General features: G+C 67.4%; 25 protein-coding genes. All 25 read left to right on the forward strand.

Annotated features, from left to right (window positions below; genetic code table 11):
• Nucleotides 1–4: 4 nt before the first annotated feature.
• The 25 genes from aroC to CZ674_RS06100 all read left to right on the forward strand — a co-directional run bounded on the left by aroC (nucleotide 5) and on the right by CZ674_RS06100 (nucleotide 24569).
• Nucleotides 5–1201, forward strand: coding sequence for a chorismate synthase (gene aroC, locus CZ674_RS05980; protein WP_086991611.1), 1197 nt, complete (start codon nucleotides 5–7; stop codon nucleotides 1199–1201).
• On the forward strand, nucleotides 1198–1782 hold the full coding sequence (locus CZ674_RS05985) for a shikimate kinase (protein ID WP_086991612.1): 585 nt from the start codon (nucleotides 1198–1200) through the stop codon (nucleotides 1780–1782). Before aroC ends, CZ674_RS05985 begins: the two co-directional genes overlap by 4 nt.
• Nucleotides 1775–2866 (forward strand): 3-dehydroquinate synthase, encoded by a 1092-nt coding sequence (aroB, locus tag CZ674_RS05990; RefSeq protein ID WP_086991613.1) that lies wholly within the window; start codon nucleotides 1775–1777, stop codon nucleotides 2864–2866. Before CZ674_RS05985 ends, aroB begins: the two co-directional genes overlap by 8 nt.
• A 9-nt stretch (nucleotides 2867–2875) precedes the next feature.
• On the forward strand, nucleotides 2876–3301 hold the full coding sequence (locus CZ674_RS05995; RefSeq protein WP_086991614.1) for a type II 3-dehydroquinate dehydratase: 426 nt from the start codon (nucleotides 2876–2878) through the stop codon (nucleotides 3299–3301).
• 42 nt (nucleotides 3302–3343) lie between these two features.
• Nucleotides 3344–3907 (forward strand): elongation factor P, encoded by a 564-nt coding sequence (gene efp, locus CZ674_RS06000; protein WP_086991615.1) that lies wholly within the window; start codon nucleotides 3344–3346, stop codon nucleotides 3905–3907.
• Nucleotides 3907–4365: a transcription antitermination factor NusB gene (gene nusB, locus CZ674_RS06005; protein ID WP_086991616.1), complete on the forward strand. Its 459-nt coding sequence runs from the start codon at nucleotides 3907–3909 to the stop codon at nucleotides 4363–4365. The genes efp and nusB overlap by 1 nt, the downstream gene beginning before the upstream one ends.
• Nucleotides 4366–4422: 57 nt before the next feature.
• Nucleotides 4423–6150, forward strand: coding sequence for a carbon starvation CstA family protein (locus CZ674_RS06010; RefSeq protein ID WP_086991617.1), 1728 nt, complete (start codon nucleotides 4423–4425; stop codon nucleotides 6148–6150).
• Between the two features lies 1 nt (nucleotide 6151).
• A complete protein-coding gene (locus CZ674_RS06015; protein WP_086991618.1) occupies nucleotides 6152–6400 on the forward strand; it encodes a cory-CC-star protein in 249 nt (82 codons plus the stop codon).
• A complete protein-coding gene (locus CZ674_RS06020; protein ID WP_086991619.1) occupies nucleotides 6391–7350 on the forward strand; it encodes an ArsA family ATPase in 960 nt (319 codons plus the stop codon). The genes CZ674_RS06015 and CZ674_RS06020 overlap by 10 nt, the downstream gene beginning before the upstream one ends.
• 98 nt (nucleotides 7351–7448) lie before the next feature.
• A complete protein-coding gene (gene pyrR, locus CZ674_RS06025) occupies nucleotides 7449–8006 on the forward strand; it encodes a bifunctional pyr operon transcriptional regulator/uracil phosphoribosyltransferase PyrR (RefSeq protein ID WP_086991620.1) in 558 nt (185 codons plus the stop codon).
• Nucleotides 8003–8956, forward strand: a complete 954-nt coding sequence (locus CZ674_RS06030) for an aspartate carbamoyltransferase catalytic subunit (RefSeq protein ID WP_086991621.1) — start codon at nucleotides 8003–8005, stop codon at nucleotides 8954–8956. Before pyrR ends, CZ674_RS06030 begins: the two co-directional genes overlap by 4 nt.
• Nucleotides 8953–10236 (forward strand): dihydroorotase, encoded by a 1284-nt coding sequence (locus CZ674_RS06035; RefSeq protein WP_086991622.1) that lies wholly within the window; start codon nucleotides 8953–8955, stop codon nucleotides 10234–10236. The genes CZ674_RS06030 and CZ674_RS06035 overlap by 4 nt, the downstream gene beginning before the upstream one ends.
• Nucleotides 10229–10720: a PH-like domain-containing protein gene (locus CZ674_RS06040; RefSeq protein WP_086991623.1), complete on the forward strand. Its 492-nt coding sequence runs from the start codon at nucleotides 10229–10231 to the stop codon at nucleotides 10718–10720. Before CZ674_RS06035 ends, CZ674_RS06040 begins: the two co-directional genes overlap by 8 nt.
• On the forward strand, nucleotides 10713–11846 hold the full coding sequence (gene carA, locus CZ674_RS06045; protein WP_234988459.1) for a glutamine-hydrolyzing carbamoyl-phosphate synthase small subunit: 1134 nt from the start codon (nucleotides 10713–10715) through the stop codon (nucleotides 11844–11846). The genes CZ674_RS06040 and carA overlap by 8 nt, the downstream gene beginning before the upstream one ends.
• Nucleotides 11839–15135, forward strand: a complete 3297-nt coding sequence (carB, locus tag CZ674_RS06050) for a carbamoyl-phosphate synthase large subunit (protein WP_086991625.1) — start codon at nucleotides 11839–11841, stop codon at nucleotides 15133–15135. The genes carA and carB overlap by 8 nt, the downstream gene beginning before the upstream one ends.
• On the forward strand, nucleotides 15119–15931 hold the full coding sequence (pyrF, locus tag CZ674_RS06055; RefSeq protein ID WP_086991626.1) for an orotidine-5'-phosphate decarboxylase: 813 nt from the start codon (nucleotides 15119–15121) through the stop codon (nucleotides 15929–15931). Before carB ends, pyrF begins: the two co-directional genes overlap by 17 nt.
• On the forward strand, nucleotides 15928–16803 hold the full coding sequence (gmk, locus tag CZ674_RS06060) for a guanylate kinase (RefSeq protein WP_086991627.1): 876 nt from the start codon (nucleotides 15928–15930) through the stop codon (nucleotides 16801–16803). Before pyrF ends, gmk begins: the two co-directional genes overlap by 4 nt.
• Before the next feature lie 53 nt (nucleotides 16804–16856).
• Complete coding sequence (gene rpoZ, locus CZ674_RS06065) at nucleotides 16857–17108, forward strand: DNA-directed RNA polymerase subunit omega (RefSeq protein WP_086991628.1); 252 nt, start codon at nucleotides 16857–16859, stop codon at nucleotides 17106–17108.
• 6 nt (nucleotides 17109–17114) lie between these two features.
• Complete coding sequence (coaBC, locus tag CZ674_RS06070) at nucleotides 17115–18302, forward strand: bifunctional phosphopantothenoylcysteine decarboxylase/phosphopantothenate--cysteine ligase CoaBC (RefSeq protein WP_086991629.1); 1188 nt, start codon at nucleotides 17115–17117, stop codon at nucleotides 18300–18302.
• The gene (metK, locus tag CZ674_RS06075; protein ID WP_143244658.1) at nucleotides 18299–19486 is read left to right on the forward strand and encodes a methionine adenosyltransferase; all 1188 of its coding nucleotides are present in this window, start codon (nucleotides 18299–18301) and stop codon (nucleotides 19484–19486) included. Before coaBC ends, metK begins: the two co-directional genes overlap by 4 nt.
• A gap of 1 nt (nucleotide 19487) precedes the next feature.
• On the forward strand, nucleotides 19488–21380 hold the full coding sequence (locus CZ674_RS06080; protein ID WP_086991631.1) for a primosomal protein N' family DNA-binding protein: 1893 nt from the start codon (nucleotides 19488–19490) through the stop codon (nucleotides 21378–21380).
• Nucleotides 21377–22321 carry a methionyl-tRNA formyltransferase gene (locus tag CZ674_RS06085; protein ID WP_086991632.1) on the forward strand — a complete coding sequence of 315 codons (945 nt, stop codon included), beginning with the start codon at nucleotides 21377–21379 and terminating at the stop codon, nucleotides 22319–22321. Before CZ674_RS06080 ends, CZ674_RS06085 begins: the two co-directional genes overlap by 4 nt.
• Nucleotides 22318–23646 carry an RsmB/NOP family class I SAM-dependent RNA methyltransferase gene (locus tag CZ674_RS06090; protein ID WP_086991633.1) on the forward strand — a complete coding sequence of 443 codons (1329 nt, stop codon included), beginning with the start codon at nucleotides 22318–22320 and terminating at the stop codon, nucleotides 23644–23646. Before CZ674_RS06085 ends, CZ674_RS06090 begins: the two co-directional genes overlap by 4 nt.
• Nucleotides 23647–23659: 13 nt before the next feature.
• A complete protein-coding gene (rpe, locus tag CZ674_RS06095) occupies nucleotides 23660–24301 on the forward strand; it encodes a ribulose-phosphate 3-epimerase (protein WP_086991634.1) in 642 nt (213 codons plus the stop codon).
• A 4-nt stretch (nucleotides 24302–24305) separates the two neighbouring features.
• Nucleotides 24306–24569 (forward strand): phosphoribosyl-ATP diphosphatase, encoded by a 264-nt coding sequence (locus CZ674_RS06100; protein WP_086991635.1) that lies wholly within the window; start codon nucleotides 24306–24308, stop codon nucleotides 24567–24569.
• Nucleotides 24570–24585: the final 16 nt, after the last annotated feature.

Raw genomic sequence — 24585 nt, forward strand, 5'->3', positions numbered from 1 at the left:
AGGCATGCTTCGTTGGATCACTGCCGGGGAATCACACGGCCCTGAACTCATTGCCACCCTCGAGGGACTCCCCGCCGGAGTGCCGCTCACGGTCGAACAGATTCAAGAAGACCTCGAGCGTCGCAAGCTCGGCGCGGGCCGCGGCGCACGCATGAAGTTCGAGAAGGACGCGCTCACCCTCTCCGCGGGTGTCGTGCACGGCGTCACGATCGGCTCACCGCTTGCGATCCGCATCGGCAACACCGAGTGGCCGAAGTGGATGGAGGTCATGGGCGCTGCGCCTCCAGAGCACGAGCCGACCGGCGCGCGTGCTGCCAAGCTCACGCGTCCTCGCCCGGGCCACGCCGACCTGACGGGCATGCAGAAGTACGGATTCGCCGAGGCGCGTCCTGTTCTCGAGCGCGCATCCGCCCGCGAGACCGCCGCACGAGTGGCGCTCGGAGCCGTGGCCAGGTCGTTCCTCAGCGAGCTCGGCATCCGCCTCGTCTCGCACACCGTCGCGATGGGCGGCGCATCAGTCTCCCGCGGAGCCGCGATCCCCACGCCTTCCGATGTCGCGGCACTCGATGCTGATCCGGTGCGCAGCTTCGACGCCGACGGCAGCGCGGCCATGCTCGCCGAAGTCGAAGCAGCGAAGGGCGACGGAGACACGCTCGGCGGCGTCGTCGAGGTGCTCGCCTACGGGCTTCCTCCCGGGCTCGGCAGCTACGTGCACTGGGACCGCAGGCTCGACGCCAGGCTGGCGGGCGCGCTCATGAGCGTGCAGGCGATCAAGGGCGTGGAAGTCGGCGACGGCTTCGAGACGGCGACCCGCCGCGGCAGCGTCGCGCACGACGAGATCCTCGCGTCAGACAGCGCCATCGTCCGCGAGACGAACCGCGCCGGCGGCATCGAAGGCGGCATGACCAACGGCCAGGTCGTGCGGGTGCGTGCGGCCATGAAGCCCATCTCGACGGTCCCCCGATCGCTTCGCACGGTTGACGTCGCGACCGGCGAGGCAGCAGGCGCACACCACCAGCGCAGCGACATCAGTGCGGTTCCCGCTGCGGGCGTCGTCGCAGAGGCCATGACGGCGCTCGTGCTCGCCGACGCAGTGCTCGAGAAGTTCGGAGGCGACTCCGTGACCGAGACCAAGCGCAACCTGAAGGCGTACCTGGACGGCATCGACGAGCACCTGGTGACGCAGAACGTCGAGGCATGACAGCCGACCCGTCGACCCCATCCGCTGTGCTGCCGCCTCCCGTGGCGCTCATCGGCCCGATGGCGGCGGGCAAGAGCTCCGTCGGCCGGCGCCTCGCCAAGATCCTCTCGCGCGACTTCGTCGACACCGACCGCCGGGTCACGGCGGAGCACGGGCCGATCCCGGCCATCTTCGAGCAGCAGGGCGAGGCTGTGTTCCGCCAGCTCGAGCACGAGCAGGTGGCGAAGAGCCTGCTGCCGGGCCACATCGTGGCGCTCGGGGGAGGAGCGGTGCTCAATGAGGCCACTCGCGCACTGCTCGCTGACGCGACAGTCGTGCTGGTCACCGTGACAGAGTCAGCGGTCGCTGCCAGAATCGACAATGACCGGCGGCCCCTCCTCGCAGAGGGAGGCGTCAGCGCATGGCGTCGCATCGCAGCCGACCGAGAGCCGATCTACCGCCAGCTGGCGCATGTCGAAGCCGACACCTCGCGCCGACCGATCGCACACATCGCAGAAGAAGTCGCGGCCTGGGTGCTCGAACACGAGCACCGGGTCGCCCACGGAGAACCCACAGCAGACAGGAGCAGCCGGATTGACTGAGCAGACCGTCATCACAGTGAACACCAGTGAGCCCTATGAGGTGGTCATCGGGCGTGAGATCCTGGTGGCCCAGGCGAACGCGGCGCTCGAGGGCGCCCGGCAGGTGCTCGTCGTGCACCAGCCTTCCCTGACGGCCGTCGCCGAAGAGCTCAAGCGTCAGATCGAGACGCCCGAGCTGCAGCTGTTCCTCGCCGAAGTGCCAGACGCCGAAGACGCGAAGCGCATCGAGGTGGCGCAGTTCCTGTGGCAGATCATGGGGCAGGCAGACTTCACCCGCACCGACGCCGTGCTGGGCCTCGGCGGCGGCGCAGTCACCGACCTGGCCGGGTTCGTGGCGGCGACGTGGCTGCGCGGAGTCAGCGTCGTGCAGGTGCCGACGACAGTGCTCGGGATGGTCGATGCGGCAGTCGGCGGAAAGACCGGAATCAACACCGAGCAGGGCAAGAACCTGGTCGGCTCGTTCCACCAGCCGAAGCGCGTGATCGTCGACCTGGCGCTGTCAGACACGCTTCCGCGAAAGGAGATCCTCACGGGATTCGCTGAGGTCGCCAAATGCGGCTTCATCGCAGACGAGCGCATCCTCGAGCTGCTCGAGACCGACCTCGAGGCCACAACTGATCCGAGCACCGAGCAGTTCCGCGAGGCGATCGCCCGCGCGATCACCGTCAAGGCAGAGGTCGTCGCAGAAGACACGCGCGAGCAGGGCCGCCGCGAGCACCTCAATTACGGCCACACCCTCGGTCACGCCATCGAGCACAGTGAGCGGTACCAGTGGCGTCATGGCGCCGCGATCGCAATCGGCATGGTCTTCGCGGCCGAGCTCGGGCGCCTCGCCGGCCGACTCGACGATGCTGTCGTCGACCGCCACCGAGCGATCCTGTCGAGCCTGCAGCTGCCGATGACGTACCCCATCAACCGCTGGAAGACGCTGATGGCGACGATGCGTCGCGACAAGAAGGCACGCGGCGCGATGCTGCGCTTCGTCGTGCTCGACGGCATCGGCAAGCCGCGCATCCTCGAGGGTCCCGACCAGGCCATGCTGCTGACCGCCTACCAGTCGCTCGCCGACGGCGAAGAAGACTAGGGTCTTGCCATGCGCATCCTCGTACTGAACGGCCCCAACCTGGGCCGCCTCGGCTCTCGCGAGCCGGAGATCTACGGCTCAGCCACACTCGCTGACGTCCAGACGCTGCTCAATGGCGTCGCGGGCGTCGAGGCAGAGGTCCGCCAGACCGACGACGAGGCCGAGCTGATCCGCTGGATTCACGCAGCGGTCGACGAGCGCACTCCCGTCGTGCTCAACCCCGCGGCGTTCACGCACTACTCCTATGGCCTCCGCGATGCGTGCGCCATGCTGCAAGGCGTGGCGCCGCTGATCGAGCTGCACCTGAGCAACCCGCATGCGCGCGAGTCGTTCCGGCACACTTCGGTCATCTCGGGCGTCGCCACGGGTGTCATCGCCGGCTTCGGCATCGCGGGCTACCGCATAGCGGCAGAGCTGCTGCGCGACAGCGAGTAGAATCATCCACTGGCCCACCTGAAAGAAATCGAACGGATTCTCATGGCAACGACCAACGACATCAAGAACGGCTCAGTCCTCTCCATCGACGGACAGCTCTGGAGCGTCATCGAGTTCCAGCACGTGAAGCCCGGCAAGGGCGGGGCCTTCGTGCGCAGCAAGCTGCGCAACCTTCGCACGCAGAAGGTCGTCGACCGCACATTCAACGCGGGCACCAAGATCGACTTCGAGACCGTCGACCGTCGTGACTACCAGTACCTCTACAACGACGGCACTGACTTCTTCTTCATGGACAACGACACCTTCGAGCAGCTGCAGATCAGCGCCGACGTCGTCGGAGACGCTTCGAGGTTCCTGCTCGAGAACGGCACCGCGACCATCTCCATGCACGACGGCGAAGCGCTGCAGATCGACCTGCCACCTTCGGTCGTGCTCGAGATCACGTACACCGAGCCGGGCCTCCAGGGCGACCGCTCGAACGCCGGAACAAAGAACGCAACGGTCGAGACCGGAGCTGAGATCCAGGTTCCGCTCTTCGTCGACCAGGGCACGAAGGTCAAGGTCGACACGCGCACGGGCGATTACCTCGGACGCGTGAACGACTAGTGGCAGCCGAGAAGTACCCTTCGCGCCGCAAGGCGCGCAAGCATGCCGTCGAGGTCGTCTATGCGGCACTCGTTCGCGATGACGATCCTGTCGTGCTGTTCGGTGCGACGGCCCGCGAAGCCGGCTGGCGCGACCATCCGTGGCATCCGTTCGCGCAGGAGCTGGTTATCGGGGTCGCCGACCACGACCACGAGCTCGATGCCGTCATCGACGGTGCGAGCGACAAGTGGCGCATCTCTCGGATGAGCCGCACCGACCTCGCCATCCTCCGGGTCGCGACCTTCGAGCTGCTGCACAAGGACGACGTGCCGGCAGCAGTCGCCATCAGCGAGGCCGCCCACATCGCAGAAGAGCTCTCGGCCGAAGGCTCGCCGAAGTTCGTGCAGGGCGTCCTCTCGAAGATCGCGTCCAAGCCCGACACCGACGCCGCGGTAGACGACGAGCTAGCCGAACGCTGATATCTTTTTTCGTAGCACTGCAATGACGCGGCGCTCCGAAAAAGGAGAAGAACACCCATGAGCTCCCTTGTTCTCATGCTGGTCGGCCTTGCGATCCTCATCCTCGGCTACGTCCTGTACTCAAAGTTCCTTGCACGACGAGTCTTCAAACTCAATGAAGACTTCAAGACTCCCGCCCATGAACTCGAAGACGGCGTCGACTACGTGCCGACGAACAAGTTCATCCTGTGGGGTCACCACTTCACGTCGGTCGCGGGTGCGGCTCCCATCGTCGGGCCTGCAGTCGCCATCATCTGGGGTTGGCTTCCGGCCTTCCTCTGGGTCACGTTCGGCACCGTCTTCTTCGCAGGCATGCACGACCTCGGCTCCCTCTGGGCATCGACTCGCAACAAGGGCCGCAGCATCGGCTCGCTCGCAGCCAGGTACATCGGCAAGCGCGGAGCAGCCCTCTTCCTCGTCGTGATCTTCCTGCTCCTGCTGATGGTGATCGCAGCATTCGCGGTCGTCATCACCGGCCTGCTCGTCGGAACGCCGTCCTCCGTCATCCCGACGTGGGGCGCCATCGGCGTCGCGCTGCTCGTCGGCGTGGCCGTGTACAAGCTGAAGTGGCCGCTCGTCCCTGTCACGGTCGTCGGCGTCGTTGCCCTGTACTCGCTCATCGTGCTCGGAGACCAGGTTCCCGTCATCCTTCCCGACGACTTCCTGGGCATCGGACCGGCGAGCTTCTGGATCATCACCCTGTTTGTCTACGGCGCGATCGCGTCGCTGCTTCCCGTCTGGATCCTGCTGCAGCCGCGCGACTACATCAACGGCGTGCAGCTCTTCGTCGGGCTCGCGCTGCTCTACGGCGCTGTGCTGATCGGAGCCCTGTTCACGGCATCGAAGCCCGAACTGGTCGCTCCCATGTGGAACACCGATGTGCCAGCCGGCACGCCGTCACTGGTGCCGCTGCTGTTCGTGACGATCGCGTGCGGTGCCATCAGCGGATTCCACGGCATGGTCTCGTCTGGAACGAGCTCGAAGCAGCTCGACAAGGAGACGGATGCGCGGTTCGTCGGATACTTCGGCGCTGTCGGCGAAGGACTCCTCTCGCTCGGCACGATCCTCGCGGTCGCAGGTGGCATCGGCTCGGTCGCCCGCTGGGAGGAGATCTACGCGAACTTCGGCGCCGGAGGCGTGAATGCCTTCGTCGAAGGCGGCGGCGCCCTGATGGAGAACGGAATCGGACTTCCCGCATCCTTGAGCGCCACGGTGCTCGCAACCATGGCCGTCCTGTTCGCAGCGACGACCATGGACACCGGAATCCGTCTGCTGCGATTCGTGGTGCAGGAGATCGGTGACGCCGCGAAGTTCAAGATCAACAAGGTCTGGGCGACGCTCATCGTGGTTGCGGTCGGCCTCGGCCTGACGTTCTCGCAGGGGCTCGACGGCGATGGCGGCCTGCGCATCTGGCCGCTGTTCGGCACGACCAACCAGCTGCTCGCATCGCTCACGCTGTCGATCATCGCGATCATGCTCATCCGCAAGCGACGCAACCCGCTGCCGGCGCTCCTGCCGCTCGTGCTCGTGTTCGTGATGTCGTTCTGGGCAGCGCTCGAACAGCTGATCACGTTCGCCGATCCCGCGAACCCCGACTGGCTGCTCTTCGTGCTGGACGTCGTGATCATCGTCAGCAGCATCTGGGTGGCCGTCGAGGCATTCATCGCGATGCGCAAGGCGGGCCGAGACGACCCGGAGCCGGCCGACGCCGACGAGCGACTCGTCGCAGTCAGAGAAGACCTCTGATTTGCTTCGACGCCTGGTGAAGACGCTCGAGGAGGCGTACGCGGGACCATACCGCCAGAGCCTTGCCCGAGACCGACGTGACGAGGACGATCTGTTCACGCTCGTGGTCTTGGGCGAGGCCCTCGGCGTGCCCGATCCGGCGGCGTACTACACGATGGAGCTGATGCCGTACCTGTATCAGGACTTCCATGCGTGGCACCGTCGCATGGGGATTCCGCGCTCGCCTCTGGATCACGTCGCATGCTGCTGACGTCGCTCGAAACCAGGAGCACGGTGTATGTGGGCGGCAAAGGCGGCGTCGGCAAGACCACGGTCAGCTCGGGCATCGCGCATGCCCTGGCTGCTCGCGGCCGGCGCGTGCTGGTCGCCTCTACCGATCCGGCGCACAGCCTCGGGCACCTCTGGCGGGTCAGCGTCGGCGACTCGCCAGTGCTGCTCGCACAGCCTCAGGGCGGCGAGCTGCACGGCGTCGAGCTCGATCCACAGGCGACCCTCGAGCGTCATCTCGCCGCTGTGCGAGCCACCATGGATCGCATGCTCCCAGAGCGCATGCACAAGGCTGCTCGGGAGCATCTCGATCTCGCAGCGCAGGCCCCTGGCAGCCATGAGTCAGCGATGCTGGAGCGCATCGCCTCGGTGACAGAGCTCACCGGCACGGAATTCGACACCGTGGTGTTCGACACCGCGCCGACCGGCCACACCCTCAGGCTGCTCTCGCTGCCGGAGCGGCTGACAGGCTGGACAGAGCGCCTGCTCGCGAATCGAGACAAGTCTGAGCGGTACCAGGCTGCGATGTCATCACTGGTCACGGGCCGGCACCGCGATGAGCCGGAGTCCGAGCTGCGACAGATGCTGCACCGACGCCGGCAGCGGTTCGCCGCGATGCACACCGACATCACTGACGGGTCTGCAGGCTTCGTGGCCGTCACGGTCGCCGAGCGGCTCCCGCTGGCCGAGCATGCTGAGCTGGTCGCCGAGCTCGACGTGCTCGGCATCGATCTCGCCGGGGTCGTCGTCAATCGCCGCGCGCCCAGCGAATCAGGTGCGCTGCTCAAGGCTCGCAGCGCGCTTGAGGAGGCAGCGCTTGCAGATCAGCCGCCCGCAGCCCCCGGCACTCCGCTGGTGTCGCTGCCGCTGATGGCGGAGGATCTCACGGGCGCAGAGCAGATCGCACGCATCGGATCGATGCTGACCGGATGACTACAGGGGAGCGAAGCGCCGCTTCACCGGTGTAAGCTCGAATACGCAGCACCCAACCTTGAAGCTCGTCCAGAGAGGCGAAGAAGGGAGGCGGCTTCGTGACAGACGCATCCGTCGACGCGAAGATCGTTCTGCATGCCGACGATTTCACGCGCATGCTCAAGCGAATCGCCCATGAGATCCTCGAATCCGAACGCGGCGCCGACGACGTGATCCTGCTGGGAATCCCCAGCAGAGGCGTCCCTCTCGCCAGCCGTCTCGGCCGACTCCTCGCAGAGATCGCCGGTCGCGACATTCCGGTCGGCGCCCTCGACATCACGATGCATCGCGACGACCTGCGGGCGAAGCCCACACGCGCGATCCAGCCGACAGAGATTCCCGGAGGCACCGTCGACGGCAAGACCGTCGTGCTCGTCGACGACGTCCTCTTCTCAGGGCGCACGGTCAGGGCCGCACTCGATGCCCTCGCCGATCTCGGGCGCCCGACCGCTGTGCGCCTTGCGGTGCTGGTCGATCGCGGCCACCGAGAGCTGCCCATCCGCGCCGACTTCGTCGGAAAGAACCTGCCGTCCTCCCGCGACGAGCGCATCAGCGTTCGGCTGGTCGAGTCCGACGGAGAAGACCACGTGGCAATCGAGCAAGGACCTGCCTCGTGAAGCACCTGCTCACCGCCGCGCTCGGCCGCGACGAGGCGATCGCCCTGCTCGACTCTGCTGAAGACATGCACGAGGTGCAGTCGCACCAGCTCAAGAAGCTGCCGGCGCTGCGCGGCAGAACGGTCGTCAACGCGTTCTTCGAGAACTCCACGCGCACCCGCTCGTCCTTCGAAATCGCGGGCAAGTGGCTCTCAGCCGACGTCATCAACGTGTCGGGCTCGAGCTCGAGCGTCTCAAAGGGCGAGAGCCTGCGCGACACGGTGCTCACCCTGGCCGCAATGGGGGTCGACGGCATCGTGATCCGCCATGGTGACTCCGGAGCCGCTGCGCTGACGGCCGACTGGCTGGCGGCATCGCACCCCCAGGTTCGCGTGCTGAACGCCGGCGACGGGGCCCACGAGCATCCGACGCAGGCCCTGCTCGACGCGTTCGCGCTGCGACGCCGCATCCACGGCACCGCATCCCGCGGCAAGGGGCTCGACGGCGTACGCATCGCGATCGTCGGCGACATCGCCCACTCGCGTGTCGCGCGCTCGAATGCGCTCCTCCTGCCTGCGCTCGGAGCCGAAGTCACGCTCGTCGCCCCTCCCACGCTGCTGCCCACCGGCGTCGAGACCTGGAACACCCAGGTCACCACCGACCTCGACGCAGCCATCGCGCAGCAGCCCGATGCCGTGATGATGCTGCGAGTGCAGCTCGAACGGCAGCAGGGCGCATTCGTGCCGTCGGTCGGCGACTACATTCTGGGCTGGTCTCTGACGGATGCGCGACACAGGGCGCTGCCAGAGAGCACAGTCCTGATGCACCCGGGACCGTTGAACCGCGGGCTCGAGATCTCGAGCAAGGCGGCTGAAGCCATGCAGTCGGCAGTGCTCGAGCAGGTCACCAGCGGTGTCTCAGTTCGCATGGCGGCGCTCTACGCGCTCGTAGCAGGGGAGGACCAGGCATGACCACACTCATCCGAGGCGCACAGCTGCTGGGAGCAGAGCGCACCGACGTCCTGATCGATGACGGGATCATCGCCGAGGTCGGCAGCGTGGCACGAGCCGACACTGTCATCGACGCAGACGGCCTCATCGCCCTTCCCGGCCTCGTCGACCTTCACACGCACCTGCGCGAGCCTGGAGGCGAGCAGTCCGAGACCATCGCCACCGGTTCGTCCGCAGCTGCCAAGGGCGGGTTCACCGCAGTGTTCGCGATGGCAAACACAGCACCGGTCGCAGACACGGTCGCGGTCGTCGAGCAGGTCGCCGATCGAGGTCGGGCAGCAGGCCTCGTGCACGTGCAGCCCATCGGCGCCGTCACCGTCGGCCTCGCCGGCCGTGAGCTCGCCGAGATCGGCATGATGGCCGCGAGCCGCGCCCGAGTGCGCGTGTTCAGCGACGACGGCAAGTGCGTCTTCGACCCGCTGCTGATGCGCCGTGCACTCGAGTACGTCAAGCCCTTCGGCGGCGTCATCGCTCAGCACGCACAGGAGCCCCGCCTCACGGAGGGCGCGGTCATGAACGATTCGGCACTCAGCGGCACGCTCGGACTCGGAGGCTGGCCCGCTGTCGCAGAAGAGTCGATCATCGCCAGAGACGCGCTGCTGGCAGAGCAGACCGGCTCTCGAGTGCACATCTGTCACGTGTCAACCGCGGGCAGCGTCGACGTCCTGCGCTGGGCCAAGGCTCGCGGCATTGCGATCACAGCCGAAGTGACGCCGCACCACCTGATGCTGACAGAAGAGCTCATCTCGGGATACGACTCGGTCTACAAGGTGAACCCGCCCCTCCGACGGGACGAAGACGTGCAGGCACTGCGAGAAGCAGTTGCTGACGGCACGATCGACATCGTCGCGACCGACCACGCACCGCACGCCCCTGAGCAGAAGCTCACGTCATTCGGCGACGCGGCCTTCGGCATGGTCGGGCTCGAGTCGGCACTGCCAGTGGTGCTGCGCTCGCTCGTCGAGCCGGGTCACATCGAAGTCGCCGACATCGCCAGAATCCTGAGCTCGGCGCCGGCAGCCATCGGCGGCATCCTCGGCTACGACAAGCCGCTCACGGTCGGAGCCCCTGCCAACATCACGCTGGTCGACACCTCGGCCTCGCGTACATTCAGCGCCGACGACCTCGCCGGCCGCAGCACCAACTCGCCATTCATCGGCGTAGAGCTGCCCGGCACCGTCGAACACGTGCTCTTCGAGGGCCGCGCAACTGTGAGAGAAGGACTCGTGATCCATGACTGAACCGCTGTTCGCTGTCATCTGCGCAGCCTTTGTGGCGGTGCTTGCGCTGCTCGCGTGGCTGGGCTGGCGCAGCCGACGCAGATCGCAGAACGGCATCCCGGCCCCTGCGACACCTCCTGCCGACTACCGCGCAGAGGTCGAGGCAGAGGTCTTCTACGTCGCCACGACCAAGGCCGACGACGAGTACGACCGCATCGCAGTGCACGGCCTCGGCCTTCGCACGAAGTCGCGTCTGCTGGTCGGCGAGCAGGGCATCCTGCTCGAGACGCCCGAGCGTGCAGTGTTCACGCCCCGCACCGACCTGCTGTCGGTCGAGCGTGCCACCTGGACCATCGACCGCGCGGTCGAGCCGGGAGGCCTCCTCCGGTACGCCTGGCGACTCGGCGATTACGAACTTGCAACGAACATCCGCGTCATCGGCGATGACGAAACGGTGCTGCACGCGATGCAGCGCCTGACTGAACAGGAGCAGCACATTGACTGAAGCAGCACTCGTCCTCGAAGACGGCACCGTCTTCAGAGGCACTGCATACGGCAAGCGGGGCAGGGCACTCGGCGAGGCAGTGTTCTCGACCGGCATGACCGGCTACCAGGAGACACTGACCGACCCCTCGTATGCAGGGCAGATCATCGTGCAGACCGCACCGCACATCGGCGTCACCGGCGTGAACGCAGAGGACGACGAGTCGAAGCGCATCTGGGCAGAAGGCTACGTCGTTCGTGCGGCGAGTCGCTTCACCTCGAACTGGCGCTCTGAGGAGACACTCGAGGCAAGGCTCGAGCGCGAGGGAATCGTGGGCATCTCCCGCGTCGACACGCGCGCGGTCACGCTGCACCTTCGCGACAAGGGCTCGATGCGAGCCGGCGTGTTCTCCGGCGACGAGCTGACGGCCGATGCCGACATGCTGGCGCAGGTGCTGAACTCGCCCGAGATGGCCGGCCGCAGCCTGTCAGAAGCTGTCTCGGTGACCGAGCCCGAGCACTACGACGCCATCGGCGAGCGCATCGGCAGCGTGGCGGTGCTCGACCTGGGCATCAAGTCATCGACCATCCAGTACCTCCGCGAACGCGGCTTCGAGCTCACGGTGCTTCCGCAGGACACCTCGTTCGAGCAGCTGAGTGCTCTTGCTCCCGACGGCGTCTTCTACTCGAACGGCCCGGGCGACCCCGCTGCCAGCACCGGCCAGATCGAGCTGCTGCAGCAGATCCTGCGCGCAGACATTCCCTACTTCGGCATCTGCTTCGGCAACCAGCTGCTCGGCCGAGCGCTCGGCTTCGACACCTACAAGCTGACCTTCGGCCACCGAGGCATCAACCAGCCGGTGCTCGACACCGCCACCGGTCGCGTCGAGATCACGAGCCAGAACCACGGCTTCGCGGTCGACGCGCCCATCGACGAGGTCGTCGACAGCCCGGCCGGCTTCGGCCGCGTCAAGGTCAGCCACTACTCGCTGAACGATCAGGTCGTCGAAGGCCTCGAAGCCATCGACATCCCCGCGTTCAGCGTGCAGTTCCACCCGGAGTCGGCCGCTGGGCCCCACGACTCCATGCACCTGTTCGACCGTTTCCGCGAGTCCATCAACATTCGAAAGGGCACCACGAATGCCTAAGCGCGACGACATCAAGTCAGTCCTCGTCATCGGCTCAGGGCCGATCGTCATCGGCCAGGCCGCAGAGTTCGACTACTCGGGAACCCAGGCGTGCCGCGTGCTGCGCGAAGAGGGCGTCCGCGTCATCCTCGTCAACTCGAACCCGGCCACGATCATGACCGATCCCGACTTCGCGGATGCGACCTACATCGAGCCCATCACGCCCGATGTGATCGAGACCATCATCCGCAAGGAGCGCCCCGACGCGATCCTGCCCACCCTCGGCGGCCAGACTGCGCTCAACGCAGCCATCGCCCTCGATGAGGCCGGCATCCTCGAGCGCCACGGCGTCGAGCTCATCGGCGCACGCGTCGAGGCCATCCAGCGCGGCGAGGACCGCCAGCTCTTCAAGAATCTGGTGCTCGACGCCGGAGCCGATGTTGCCCGAAGCGCGATGGCGCACAAGGTCGAAGACGCGCTCGACTTCGCCGGCGAGTACGGCTACCCGATCGTGGTGCGCCCCTCGTTCACGATGGGCGGGCTCGGCTCGGGATTCGCCCACGACGAGGAAGAGCTGCGCCGCATGGTGCTCGACGGCATCTACTCGTCGCCCACCAACGAGGTCCTGCTCGAGGAGTCGATCCTCGGCTGGAAGGAGTATGAGCTCGAGCTCATGCGCGACACCTCAGACAACACCGTGGTGATCTGCTCCATCGAGAACGTCGACCCTGTCGGCGTCCACACCGGAGACTCGATCACCGTTGCACCCGCCCTGACGCTCACGGATGTCGAGTTCCAGAACCTGCGCGACATCGGCATCCGCATCATCCGCGACGTCGGCGTCGACACCGGCGGCTGCAACATCCAGTTCGCGATCGACCCGGCAACCGGCCGCGTCATCGTCATCGAGATGAACCCGCGCGTGTCGCGCTCCAGCGCGCTCGCTTCGAAGGCCACCGGCTTCCCGATCGCCAAGATCGCGGCGAAGCTCGCGCTCGGCTATCGACTCGACGAGATCCAGAACGACATCACCAAGGTGACGCCTGCATCCTTCGAGCCGACGCTCGACTACGTGGTCGTGAAGGTTCCGCGGTTCACGTTCGAGAAGTTCCCGGCGGCGGATGCGACGCTCACCACCACCATGAAGTCTGTCGGCGAGGCCATGGCCATCGGGCGCACTTACACGCAGGCGCTGCAGAAGGCGCTGCGCTCGATCGAGAAGCGCGGGTCGACGTTCCACTGGCTCGGCGAGCCCGGCGACAAGGCCGAGCTGATCGAGAAGAGCATCACGCCCACCGACGGCCGCATCGTCACCATTCAGCAGGCGCTCCGCGCAGGAGCCACGAACGAGGAGCTGTTCGACGCCACCGGCATGGATCCCTGGTTCATCGACCAGATCGCCCTCATCAACGAGGTCGCAGAGTTCGTCCGCTCGTCTGAGCGGCTGACGCCCGACGTGCTCGCTGAGGCGAAGGAGCACGGCTTCTCAGACGAGCAGATCGCGCAGCTGCGCGGCACGAACGAGAACACCGTGCGCCAGCAGCGCTGGGACGCGGGCATCCGCCCGGTGTTCAAGACCGTTGACACCTGTGCAGGCGAGTTCCCGGCCGACACGCCGTACCACTACTCGAGCTACGACTTCGAGACCGAGGTCGAGCCGTCCGACCGCCGCAAGGTGATCATCCTCGGCTCGGGTCCCAACCGCATCGGCCAGGGCATCGAGTTCGACTACTCGTGCGTGCACGCTTCGTTCGCACTGCGCGACGCGGGCATCGAGACGATCATGGTCAACTGCAACCCAGAGACAGTCTCGACCGACTACGACACCTCCGACCGCCTGTACTTCGAGCCGCTCACGCTCGAAGACGTGCTCGAGATCGTGCATGCCGAGAGCGCTTCGGGCGAGCTCGTCGGCGTCATCGTGCAGCTCGGCGGCCAGACGCCCCTCTCGCTGGCGCGCGGACTCGAAGCGGCGGGCGTGCCCATCATCGGCACGAGCCCCGACGCGATCGACCTCGCCGAGGAGCGCGGACTCTTCCAGCGCATCCTCGACGACAACGGCCTCCTCGCGCCGAAGAACGGCACCGCGACCAGCGAGGAGGAGGCGGTTCGCATCGCCGAGTCCATCGTCTATCCGGTGCTCGTGCGTCCTTCGTTCGTGCTCGGCGGACGCGGCATGGAGATCGTCTACACGACCGACGGGCTGCGCGACTACTTCGACCGCATCGCGGAGTTCGGCATCATCGGACCCGATCGTCCTGTGCTCGTCGACCACTTCCTTGACGACGCAGTGGAGATCGACGTCGACGCGATCTACGACGGCACCGAGCTCTACGTGGGCGGCATCCTCGAGCACATCGAGGAGGCAGGCATCCACTCGGGCGACTCGAGCTGCACGCTTCCGCCGTTCGGACTCGGCGACGCGCAGATCAGCCGCATCCGCGAGGCAACCGAGCGCATCGCAGCCGGACTCGGCGTCGTCGGGCCGATCAACGTGCAGTTCGCGATCGCGGCCGACGTGCTCTACGTGATCGAGGCGAACCCTCGTGCCAGCCGCACGATTCCGTTCGTCGCCAAGGCGCAGGGCATGCCCATCGCCAAGGCGAACGCCCTGGTCATGGCGGGCTGGTCGATCGAGCAGCTGAAGCGCGATGGCGTCCTGCCCGAGCTGGACGGAACATTCGTGCCTGACGACTCGCCCGTCGCAGTCAAGGAGGCCGTGCTGCCGTTCCGCAGGTTCCGCACCCGCGACGGCAAGCTGGTCGACAGCCTGCTCGGCCCCGAGATGCGCTCGACCGGCGAGGTCATGGGCATCGACATCAACCTGCCGAGGGCGTTCGCGAAGAGCCAGGAGGCGACCACGGGCGGGCTTCCGACCAGCGGAACCGCCTTCATCTCGCTGGCGGACGACGACAAGCGCTCTGCTGTCATCCCCGTGCACCGCCTGCAGCAGCTCGGGTTCCGCATCCTCGCCACCTCAGGAACGGCGCAGGTCATGCGCAGGAACGGTATCGAGGTCGACGTCGTCGAGAAGCTCTCGGTCGCAGGGTTCGAGGATTCGATCGTCGGTGCGATCCACCGCGGCGAGGTCGATCTGGTCGTGAACACCCCGTCAACGGGCGAGTCGCGGCACGACGGCTACGAGATCCGCGCGGCGACCGCAGGTGCCGACAAGCCGATCTTCACGACGATCTCGCAGCTGGGCGCAGCGGTCATGGCGATCGAGGCGGCGCGCGAGCCGTTCACCGTCACGAGCCTGCAGGAGTACGCGACTGCACGATCCGAGTCCCTCAGTGCAGCGCTTCGGTGACCTGCTCGCAGCGGGAGTCGCCGAGCGCGGCCCCCTCTGCGTGGGCGTGGACCCGCACCCGTACCTCCTGAAGGCATGGGGGCTGACGGATGCGCCGTCTTCACTCGTCGAGTTCGGGCTCGCCACGGTCGCGGCCGCGGCCGGACGCGTCGCTGCGATCAAGCCGCAGGTCGCATTCTTCGAGCGTCACGGGTCGAAGGGCTACGCGGCGCTCGAATCGGTGCTCGCAGCGGCTCGCGAGGCGGGCCTCATCGTGATCGCCGACGCCAAGCGAGGCGATGTGGGCACGTCGGTGGCGGCCTACGGAGAGGCATGGCTCTCACCCGGCTCACCGCTGGAAGCAGATGCGCTGACTGTCAGCGCCTACCAGGGCCTCGGATCGCTCTCGGAGGTCATCACGCTTGCTCGCGATGCGGGCAAGGGGCTGTTCCTGCTCTGCGCGACGAGCAACCCGGAGGCCGCGGTCGTGCAGCGTGCTGTGACCGAGACCGGCGCCACCGTCGCCAGCCTCATCGCAGACGAGGTCGCGGCGCTCAACGCAGACGACGCAACGGGATCATTCGGGCTCGTCATCGGCGCCACGATCGAGCGGGAGTCGTTCGGACTCCGGCTCGACTCGCGCACGCCGATCCTCGCACCCGGATTCGGAGCGCAGGGCGGCACCCTCGATCGCCTCGGCGACCTGTACCCGACAGACGCGCCGGTGCTTGCATCCGTCTCGCGCAGCGTGCTGCAGGCAGGCCCTGGCGGCCTGGCGGACGCGATCGACGATCACCGACGTCAGCTGGGCCTGTGACGGCACCGTCGCAGTCGACCGCCTCGGAGGCGGCTGTGCGCGTCAGGCGAGCCCGGGCAGAGCTGAAGCGGCAGATCGCGGCGGGGGAGCGCAAGGCGCGTGAGCTGTGCGAGTCTGCCTGGCTCGACCCCGATGGCGACGCGGCTTCGCTGCTCGTCGCCGAGGTGCTGGGATCCATGCGCGGCATGGGTTCGCTGCGCACGGCGCAGACGCTCGACGAGCTCGGCATCTCGTCACGCAGAAGGCTGCGTGGCGTCGGCATCAACCAGCGCAGGCGTCTACGATCCTGGTTGAGCAACAAGGAGGGCGCAATGAAACCACGTCTCGTCGTGCTGGCCGGGCCGACAGCGGTCGGCAAGGGCACGGTCGCGCAGTATGTCCGCGATCACTTTCCCGAGGTTCGCCACTCTGTCTCGACCACGACGCGCACCATTCGGCCGGGAGAGGTCGACGGCGTCCACTACGAGTTCGTCACGGAGGCGCAGTTCGATCAGATGATCGAAGCGGGCGAATTCCTCGAGTGGGCGCAGGTGCACAACGCCTACCGCTACGGCACGCCGAAGAGCGCGGTCGAGCGCGAGCTCGCCGCCGGCCACAGCGTGCTGCTCGAGATCGACCTGCAGGGTGCGCGCAATGTTCGCGAGCAGATGCCGAATGCCCTCACCATCTTCCTCGCGCCGCCCAGCTGGCACGAGCTCGTCAACCGTCTCGTCGGACGCGGAACCGAGTCGGCCTCCGAGCAGGAGCGCAGGCTCGCGACGGCAAGGATCGAGCTCGCGAGCCAGGACGAATTCGACCATGTCGTCGTCAACACCGATGTCGCAGAGGCCGCCCGCGAAGTGGTCGCCCTCATGCTTGACGACATCGAGTAGAATGGATCTTTGCGTGCCTCTGCACGCCCAAAGACACTAAGGAGCATTCCGCTATGAAGGAACAGGGCATCATCAACCCGCCCATCGACGAGCTGCTGTCGAAGGTCGACTCCAAGTACCAGCTCGTGATCTTCGCCGCCAAGCGCGCTCGTCAGATCAACGACTACTACACCGACCTCTCCGAGGGCTCGATGTTCGACAACATCGGCCCGCTGGTCGACGCATCGCTCGATGACAAGCCCCTGTCTGTCGCAATGCACGAGATCGCAGAAGACAAGCTCTCGCTGAAGCCCTCCGGAGAGTAGTCCGCCGTGCGCGTCGTCGTCGGCGTCACAGGGGGCATCGCCGCATACAAGGCCGCCTGCGTCATCCGCCTGCTTGTGAAAGCGGGCCATGAGGTGCACGCTGTGCCGACTGCATCAGCGCTCCGCTTCATCGGCACGCCGACGCTCGAAGCGCTGAGCCGCAACCCGGTCTCGTCCGAGGTCTTCGACGACGTCGCCGAGGTGCGCCATGTCGCACTCGGCCAGAGCGCAGACCTCATCATCATCGCCCCGGCGACCGCGAACTCCATCGCGAAGCTCGCCGGCGGCCACTCCGACGACCTGCTGGGCACCACGGTGCTCGCCAGCACCGCTCCCGTCGTCATCGCCCCCGCCATGCACACCGAGATGTGGCAGAACAGCGCCACGCAGCACAACATCTCGGTGCTGCAGAGCCGCGGGGTGCACATCGTCGGCCCCGACAGCGGGGCCCTGACCGGCCACGACGTCGGCCCCGGTCGCATGAGCGAGCCAGACGAGATCGTCGAGGCGGCACTCGCCGTCGTCGAGGGCGCGGATGCGCGACTTGCGGGGCAACGCGTCGTCGTCTCGGCAGGCGGCACCCGCGAGCCGATCGACCCCGTCCGATTCATCGGCAACCGCTCATCCGGTGCGATGGGCGCGGCGCTCGCCCGAGCGGCCGCAGAGCGCGGAGCCGACGTGACGCTCGTCGGCGCGAATCTCGAAGTGCCGGTTCCCGACGGCGTCCGCCACGTCGCGGTCGAGTCGGCCGAAGAGCTGCACGCCGCGATGCTCGAGCACGTCGACGCCGACCTGGTGATCATGGCGGCAGCCGTCAGCGACTATCGCGTCGTCGATGCATCCGACCGCAAGCGCAAGAAAGAGGCATGGGGCGATTCCCCGACGCTCGCCCTTGCCGAGAACCCAGACATCCTGGTCGATCTCGCATCCCGAGCGGAGGGTGTCGTCGTCGGCTTCGCCGCCGAGAGCGAGACCGACCCCGACGAGCTTCGCGAAGTCGGCCGCGCCAAGCTCGAACGCAAGGGCTGCGACTTCCTGGTCGTGAACAGCGTCAGTGCCGACACCGGATTCGGCGCCGTCGACACCAGCGTCATCGTGCTCGCACGGGGCGGCTCAGAGGCTGCTTCGGCATCCGGCGACAAGGTGTCAGTGGCACGTGCCATCATCGAGGCGACAACAAAGGAGCATGTGTGAGCCTTCGACTCTTCACCTCGGAATCCGTCACCGAGGGGCACCCCGACAAACTCGCCGACCAGATCTCAGACGCGATCCTCGACGACCTGCTGCGACAGGATCCGACATCGCGCGTCGCCGTCGAGACGATGCTGACCACGGGCCTGGTGCACGTGGGCGGCGAGATCCGCACCAAGGGCTACGCCGACATCCCCACGCTCGTTCGCGACCTCGTGCGCAGCGTCGGCTACACGTCGAGCGAGGCGTCGTTTGACGCCGACACCTGCGGCATCACATCGTCGATCGGCAACCAGTCTCCCGAGATCGCGGCCGGCGTCGACCATGCGCAAGAGGCCCGCGACGGCGACGGCGACCTCGACTCGCAGCTCGGTGCTGGCGACCAGGGCATCATGTTCGGGTTCGCATCGAACGAGACGCCGACCTACATGCCCGCAACGGCGTATGCGGCACATCTGCTGGCGCAGCGCCTCGCCGAGGTCCGCCACAGCGGAGAGCTCGACTACCTGCTGCCTGACGGCAAGACGCAGGTGACGATCGGCTACGACGGGTACACCCCCGTGATGGTCGAGACGGTGGTCATCTCGACACAGCACCGCGCATCCGTCACACTCGAGCAGCTGCAGGCCGACGTGCGCCGCGTCGTGATCGATCCCGTGATCGGCACGCTCGGTCTCGACTCGTCGAACATGACGGTGATCATCAACCCCGCGGGGCCGTTCACGATCGGCGGCCCCCTCGGCGACGCCGGACTCACCGGCCGCAAGATCATCGTCGACACATACGGAGGCGCGGCTCGTCACGGCGGCGGCGCGTTCAGCGGCAAAGACCCGTCGAAGGTCGACCGATCGGCAGCCTATGCAATGCGCTGGGTCGCCAAGAACGCGGTGGCGGCAGGGCTTGCCGACCGCCTCGAAGTGCAGGTCGCGTACGCCATCGGCCGTGCTGAGCCCGTGGGCATCTACGTCGAGGCCTTTGGAACCGAGCACGTCGAGACATCCGTCATCGAGAGCGCGATCAAGAGCGTCTTCGACCTGCGACCGGGTGTCATCATCCGCGAGCTCGATCTGATCCGCCCGATCTACTCGCTCACGAGCACCTACGGCCACTTCGGCCGCGAGCTGCCCGAGTTCACGTGGGAGCGCACCGATCGAGTCGAGCAGCTCCGAGCCGCTGCCGGTCTCTGAGATGACGGCATCCGTCGCCCAGGTCATCCTGGACACACGGCTGCCGCAGCTCGACAAGGTGCTCGACTACGCGATCGCCGAAGACCAGCGCGAGACCATCGCGCTCGGATGCCGAGTGCGCGTGCCGGTACGAGGCAGTCGGCTGACCGTCGGCTATGTGGTGGGGCTGGCCGACTCGTCCGAGTTCGACGGTCGCCTGCAGGAGATCGAGCGTGTCGTCTCGCCGGCGCCGGTGCTGCAGCCCGAGGTGCTGGAACTCGCGCGCGCCGTCGCACGCCGTGCGGCCGGCAATCTCAGCGACGTGCTGCGGCTCGCGATTCCTCCGCGGCAGGCGCGGCAGGAGACCGGCCGCGACTGGCTCCCCTGGCCAGAGCCGCAGCCCGCTGGCGAAGGAGACCGTCAGGTCGCCGATCTGCCTGGGGGAGTCGTGGCACTCCCTTCGGGCGACACCGTGGGCGCGTGGGCCGCGCAGCTGGCAGCCCGCGCTGCCGCATGCGTCGCGGCGGGCAAGCAGGCGATCATCGTCGTTCCCGACTTTCGCGATCAGCGGCAGCTCGCCGCTGCCCTGGCCGCCGTGCTCGAGCCCGATCAGATTGCCGAGCTCGACGCACGACAGCCGGCAAAGGAGCGCTACCGCAGCTTTCTGCGCACGCTGAGCGCGCAGCCGATGGCCGTCATCGGGCCACGCAGCACGGTCTACGCTCCGGCATCCGACCTCGGGCTCCTCGTCGTGTTCGACGACGGCGATCCGCTGCACGCCGAGCCGCTTGCGCCGCACGTGAGCACCCGTGATGCCGCACTCATCCGACACAGCCTCTCGGGTGCCGACCTGCTCTTCGCCGGTCACTCCAGATCGGTGGCAGTGCAGCGTCTGGTCGAGATCGGCTACTGCCGTGTCGAGCCGCTGCCGGTCGTCGAAGGCTCGGCGCCGCGCCCCAAGGTGTCTGTCGCCGACTTCGGCGACTCAGGGCCCCAGCGCATTCCCTCTGCTGCATTTCGCGCGGTGCAGCAGGGCCTCGAGCAGGGGCCCGTGCTGGTGCAGGTGGCGAAGCCCGGCGAGCACACGCGCCTGGTCTGCCAGCAGTGCCGCGCGCTCGCGCGATGCGTCCAGTGCCAGGGTCCTCTCGACGCGGGCTCGCGCACGCTCTCATGCAAGTGGTGCGGCCGCACGCAGCCGCCCTTCGAATGCCCCACCTGCGAGGGGCGGGTGATCGCGAAGGCCGGCAGCGGCAGTCAGAAGACCGCTGCCGAGCTCGGAAGGGCGTTTCCAGGGCACAGCGTGACCGTGGCCGACGGCAGCCACGAGCTGCTCGAGATCGACGACCGGCCCCGCCTCGTCGTGGCGACGACCGGCGCTGCGCCAGTCGCAGCCGGAGGCTATCGGGCCGTCGTGCTGCTCGACGGCGAATCGCACCTGTCGGGCGAACGGCTCGGCGTTGCAGAAGACTACGTGCGGCAGAGTCGCAACACGATGGCCCTCGCCGCCAGCGACGCGCGCTGTGTCATCACGGGCGCATCCGGCGCCGTCGCCACCGCAGTGCAGACCGCGACCGCAGCCGGGTTCGCAGCGTCCGAGCTCGAGGGCCGACAAGAGACCAGCTTTCCGCCGGCAGTGCGGGTGGCGAGCGTCTCGGGCGACCCGGCGATCGTGCGACGGGCAGTCGAGTCCCTCGCCGATGTTCCGAAGACGGATACTCTGGGCACGGTCGACATCGTCGGCCCTGACGGCACGAGCGAAGTGCGCACCATCGTGCGCTTCGCGTACGGCAGCGGCACGGCCGTCGCCGATGAGCTTCGCGCGCAGGTGCTGCGTGCAGCGGCAAAGTCGCGAAAGAACACAGGAAGGCTTCGAGTTCGCATGGATGATCTGACACCGTTCGAGGGCGGCGCATGAGGCTCGTCTTCGCAGGCACTCCCGAAGTCGCCCTGCCCACGCTGCGCTCTCTCGCCGAACAGCACGACATCGTGGCTGTGCTCACGCGCACGCCCGCACCCGTCGGGCGCAAGCGCGTGCTCGAGCCCTCGCCCGTGGCACGGCTGGCGTCAGAGCTCGGCATCGAGCTGATCGAGTCCGATCGGCCTGACGCCGAGGTCACCGAGCGCATCCGAGCGCTGCAGCCCGAACTCGGTGTCGTGGTCGCCTACGGGGCGCTGCTGCGACGCGACCTGCTCGATGCGCCCGAGCACGGCTGGATCAACCTGCACTTCTCGCAGCTGCCGTCGTACCGCGGAGCAGCCCCGCTGCAGCGGATGATCATCGACGGCCACCAGCGAGTCGCCATGAGCGTGTTCCAGCTCGCCGAGCAGCTCGACGCTGGTCCCGTGTTCACGAGCCGCTCGAGCGTTCTCGGTGACGACGAGACCGCAGACGAAGCACTCGCACGCCTGTCGCACGAGGGCGTCGAGCTCGTGTCGACCACGGTCGCCGGCATCGCCAGCGGAACAGCTGAGGCGACACCGCAGCTCGGCGGCGTCTCCTTCGCACCGAAGCTGGCTCGCGAAGACGGCCGCCTCGACTTCTCGCAAGACGGCAGCGCCGTGCTCGCGCGATTCAAGGGCGTCACCAGCGAGCCCGGAGCCTTTGCCGAGACTGCCGACGGTGTCGTGAAGATCCTGTCGATGACCGCTGCAGAGCCAGAGCTCGAGACCGACGCAGCAGTCGGCCTCGCGCAGGTGGTTCGCAAGCGCGTGCTCGTGCAGACCCGCTCCGGCGTGCTCGAGCTGCTGCGCGTGCAGCCTGCCGGCAAGTCCGCAATGGATGCCGGCGCGTGGCTGCGAGGCCGCGGCGGCAGCGCCCAGTTCTCTGTCTCCGGGCAGTCAGGGGTCGGCGCATGACCGCTCGGTCGGTCGCGATGTCGGTCGTGCTCGACGTGCACGAAGACGACGTGTTCGCCAACCTCGCGCTGCCCTCCCGGCTGCAGCAGGCACGGCCCTCGACGGCTGACGCGGCCTTCGCGACCGAGCTGACCTACGGCACGCTTCGCTGGCAGGGGCAGTACGACGCCGTCATCGAGGCCCTCGCGTCTCGCCCGATCACCCAGATCGACCCCGAGCCGCTGGCCGCGCTGCGCATCGGCATGCACCAGATCGCCCGCATGCGCGTCGCCGACCACGCGGCAGTGCACGAGACGGTCGAGCTCATGCAGGGCCAGGCGTCCGGCAGGCGCGGCTTCGTCAACGCGCTGCTCAGAAAGACCGCGAAGCTCGGCTTCACGACAATCCTCGACGATCTCATCGCCGAGCGCTCAGGCGACGATGCGCTGGCGCTGCAGCACTCGCATCCGCTCTGGATCCTGCAGTCGCTGCGACGGTCGCTTGCGGCCGAAGGAGCCGAAGCAGAGCTCGAATCGCTGCTGATCGCAGACAACGACCCGCCGGCAGTGCATCTTGCGGCGCTTCCCGGGCTCACGACACGTTCGAAGCTCGGCGGCACCCACACCGCATCGCCTGTCGGAGCCGCACTCGACTCCGGCGACCCTGCCTCGCATCCGCTCGTCCGAGCACAGCAGGCTCGCGTGCAAGACTCGGGAAGCCAGCTGGCGGCGCTCGCCCTGGTGCGCGCTCAGGCAGTCGCCAAGGGGGAGCGGTGGCTCGACATGTGCGCAGGCCCCGGCGGCAAGGCCGCGCTGCTGGCGGCCACGGCACGGCAGGCCGGCGCGACGCTGATCGCCAATGAGGTGCAGCCGCACCGGGCGAAGCTCGTCGAGCGCGCGATCGCACAGTTCGAGACCGAGGTCACCGTTCAGGACGGACGCGACTTCGCCGACGAGCCCGACGCGTTCGACCGCATCCTCGTCGACGCGCCCTGCACCGGCATCGGAGCCCTTCGCAGGCGCCCCGAGTCGCGCTGGCGCAAGCGGCCGAGCGACGTGGCGCAGCTGGCAGACCTGCAGCACGAGCTGCTCGATGCGGCGCTCACCGCCGTCAAGCCCGGCGGCATCGTCGCCTACGTCACGTGCTCGCCGCACCTGGCCGAGACCAGCGGCGTCGTGCAGAAGGCCATCCGGCAGCACAGCGTCGAGGTGCTCGACACACCGTCTGTCATCACGCAGCTGAGCCCCGGCATCGAGCTCGGCGGTCGCGACGGGGCCGTGCAGCTCTGGCCGCACCGGCACGAGACGGATGCGATGTTCGTGCAGCTGCTGCGTCGCACGGAGTAGGTACGATCGAGGCATGCGCGTGCACCCCTCGATCCTCTCTGCCGACTTCGCCAACCTCGAGCGAGAGCTCGGTCGCATCTCGACGGCCGACGCCGCCCACGTCGACGTCATGGACGGACATTTCGTGCCCAACCTCACCCTCGGCATTCCGATCGTGCGCAGACTCGCCGAGGTCTCGCCGATACCGCTCGACGTGCACCTCATGATCGAAGACCCCGACCGCTGGGCGCCCGAGTACGTCTTCGAGGGCGTCGAGTCGATCACGTTCCACCACGAGGCCGCCCGCGACTCGGTGGCGCTTGCGAAGACGCTGCGCGACGCGGGGGTGCAGGCCGCCGTCGCGCTCAAGCCCGCGACCGACACCGACGCGCTGCTCGACGTCATCGCCGAGTTCGACATGGTGCTCGTGATGACGGTCGAGCCCGGATTCGGCGGGCAGTCGTTCATGCCCGAGACGCTGCCCAAGCTCGGCCGCCTTCGCGCGGCCGCCGAAGCCGCCGGCACGCAGCTTCGCTTGCAGGTCGACGGCGGTGTCGACGCCACGACCATCGTCGAGGCGCACGCTGCGGGGGCCGACACCTTCGTGGCCGGCAGCGCCGTCTACGGAGGCGACCCCGCCGAGCGCATTGCGGCGCTTCGGGGAGCGATAGCCTAGAGGCGTGAAGACCTTCGAATCGCTGTTCGCAGAACTCCAGCAGACCGTTGAGAGCCGCACGCCCGGCTCATCGACCGTGGCACGAGTCGACGCGGGCGTCCATGCCATCGGCAAGAAGGTCGTCGAAGAGGCCGCAGAGGTCTGGATGGCGGCAGAGCACGAGACAGACGACGAGTGCGCCGAAGAGATCTCGCAGCTGCTCTACCACCTGCAGGTCATGATGATCGCCAAGGGCCTCCGGCTCGAAGACGTCTACAAGCACCTCTAGCGAACAAGAAAGACCT

Origin of the sequence: Agrococcus casei LMG 22410 (assembly GCF_900163565.1) — a bacterium.
Taxonomy (GTDB): domain Bacteria; phylum Actinomycetota; class Actinomycetes; order Actinomycetales; family Microbacteriaceae; genus Agrococcus; species Agrococcus casei.

Excerpts from the sequence above, each read along its gene's own strand:
- aroC (WP_086991611.1), top strand. The coding sequence starts at position 5 with ATGCTTCGTTGGATCACTGCCGGGGAATCACACGGCCCTGAACTCATT.
- CZ674_RS05985 (WP_086991612.1), top strand. The coding sequence starts at position 1,198 with ATGACAGCCGACCCGTCGACCCCATCCGCTGTGCTGCCGCCTCCCGTG.
- CZ674_RS05995 (WP_086991614.1), top strand. The coding sequence starts at position 2,876 with ATGCGCATCCTCGTACTGAACGGCCCCAACCTGGGCCGCCTCGGCTCT.
- efp (WP_086991615.1), top strand. The coding sequence starts at position 3,344 with ATGGCAACGACCAACGACATCAAGAACGGCTCAGTCCTCTCCATCGAC.
- CZ674_RS06010 (WP_086991617.1), top strand. The coding sequence starts at position 4,423 with ATGAGCTCCCTTGTTCTCATGCTGGTCGGCCTTGCGATCCTCATCCTC.
- CZ674_RS06020 (WP_086991619.1), top strand. The coding sequence starts at position 6,391 with ATGCTGCTGACGTCGCTCGAAACCAGGAGCACGGTGTATGTGGGCGGC.
- CZ674_RS06035 (WP_086991622.1), top strand. The coding sequence starts at position 8,953 with ATGACCACACTCATCCGAGGCGCACAGCTGCTGGGAGCAGAGCGCACC.
- CZ674_RS06040 (WP_086991623.1), top strand. The coding sequence starts at position 10,229 with ATGACTGAACCGCTGTTCGCTGTCATCTGCGCAGCCTTTGTGGCGGTG.
- carB (WP_086991625.1), top strand. The coding sequence starts at position 11,839 with ATGCCTAAGCGCGACGACATCAAGTCAGTCCTCGTCATCGGCTCAGGG.
- rpoZ (WP_086991628.1), top strand. The coding sequence starts at position 16,857 with ATGAAGGAACAGGGCATCATCAACCCGCCCATCGACGAGCTGCTGTCG.
- CZ674_RS06080 (WP_086991631.1), top strand. The coding sequence starts at position 19,488 with ATGACGGCATCCGTCGCCCAGGTCATCCTGGACACACGGCTGCCGCAG.
- CZ674_RS06085 (WP_086991632.1), top strand. The coding sequence starts at position 21,377 with ATGAGGCTCGTCTTCGCAGGCACTCCCGAAGTCGCCCTGCCCACGCTG.
- CZ674_RS06090 (WP_086991633.1), top strand. The coding sequence starts at position 22,318 with ATGACCGCTCGGTCGGTCGCGATGTCGGTCGTGCTCGACGTGCACGAA.
- rpe (WP_086991634.1), top strand. The coding sequence starts at position 23,660 with ATGCGCGTGCACCCCTCGATCCTCTCTGCCGACTTCGCCAACCTCGAG.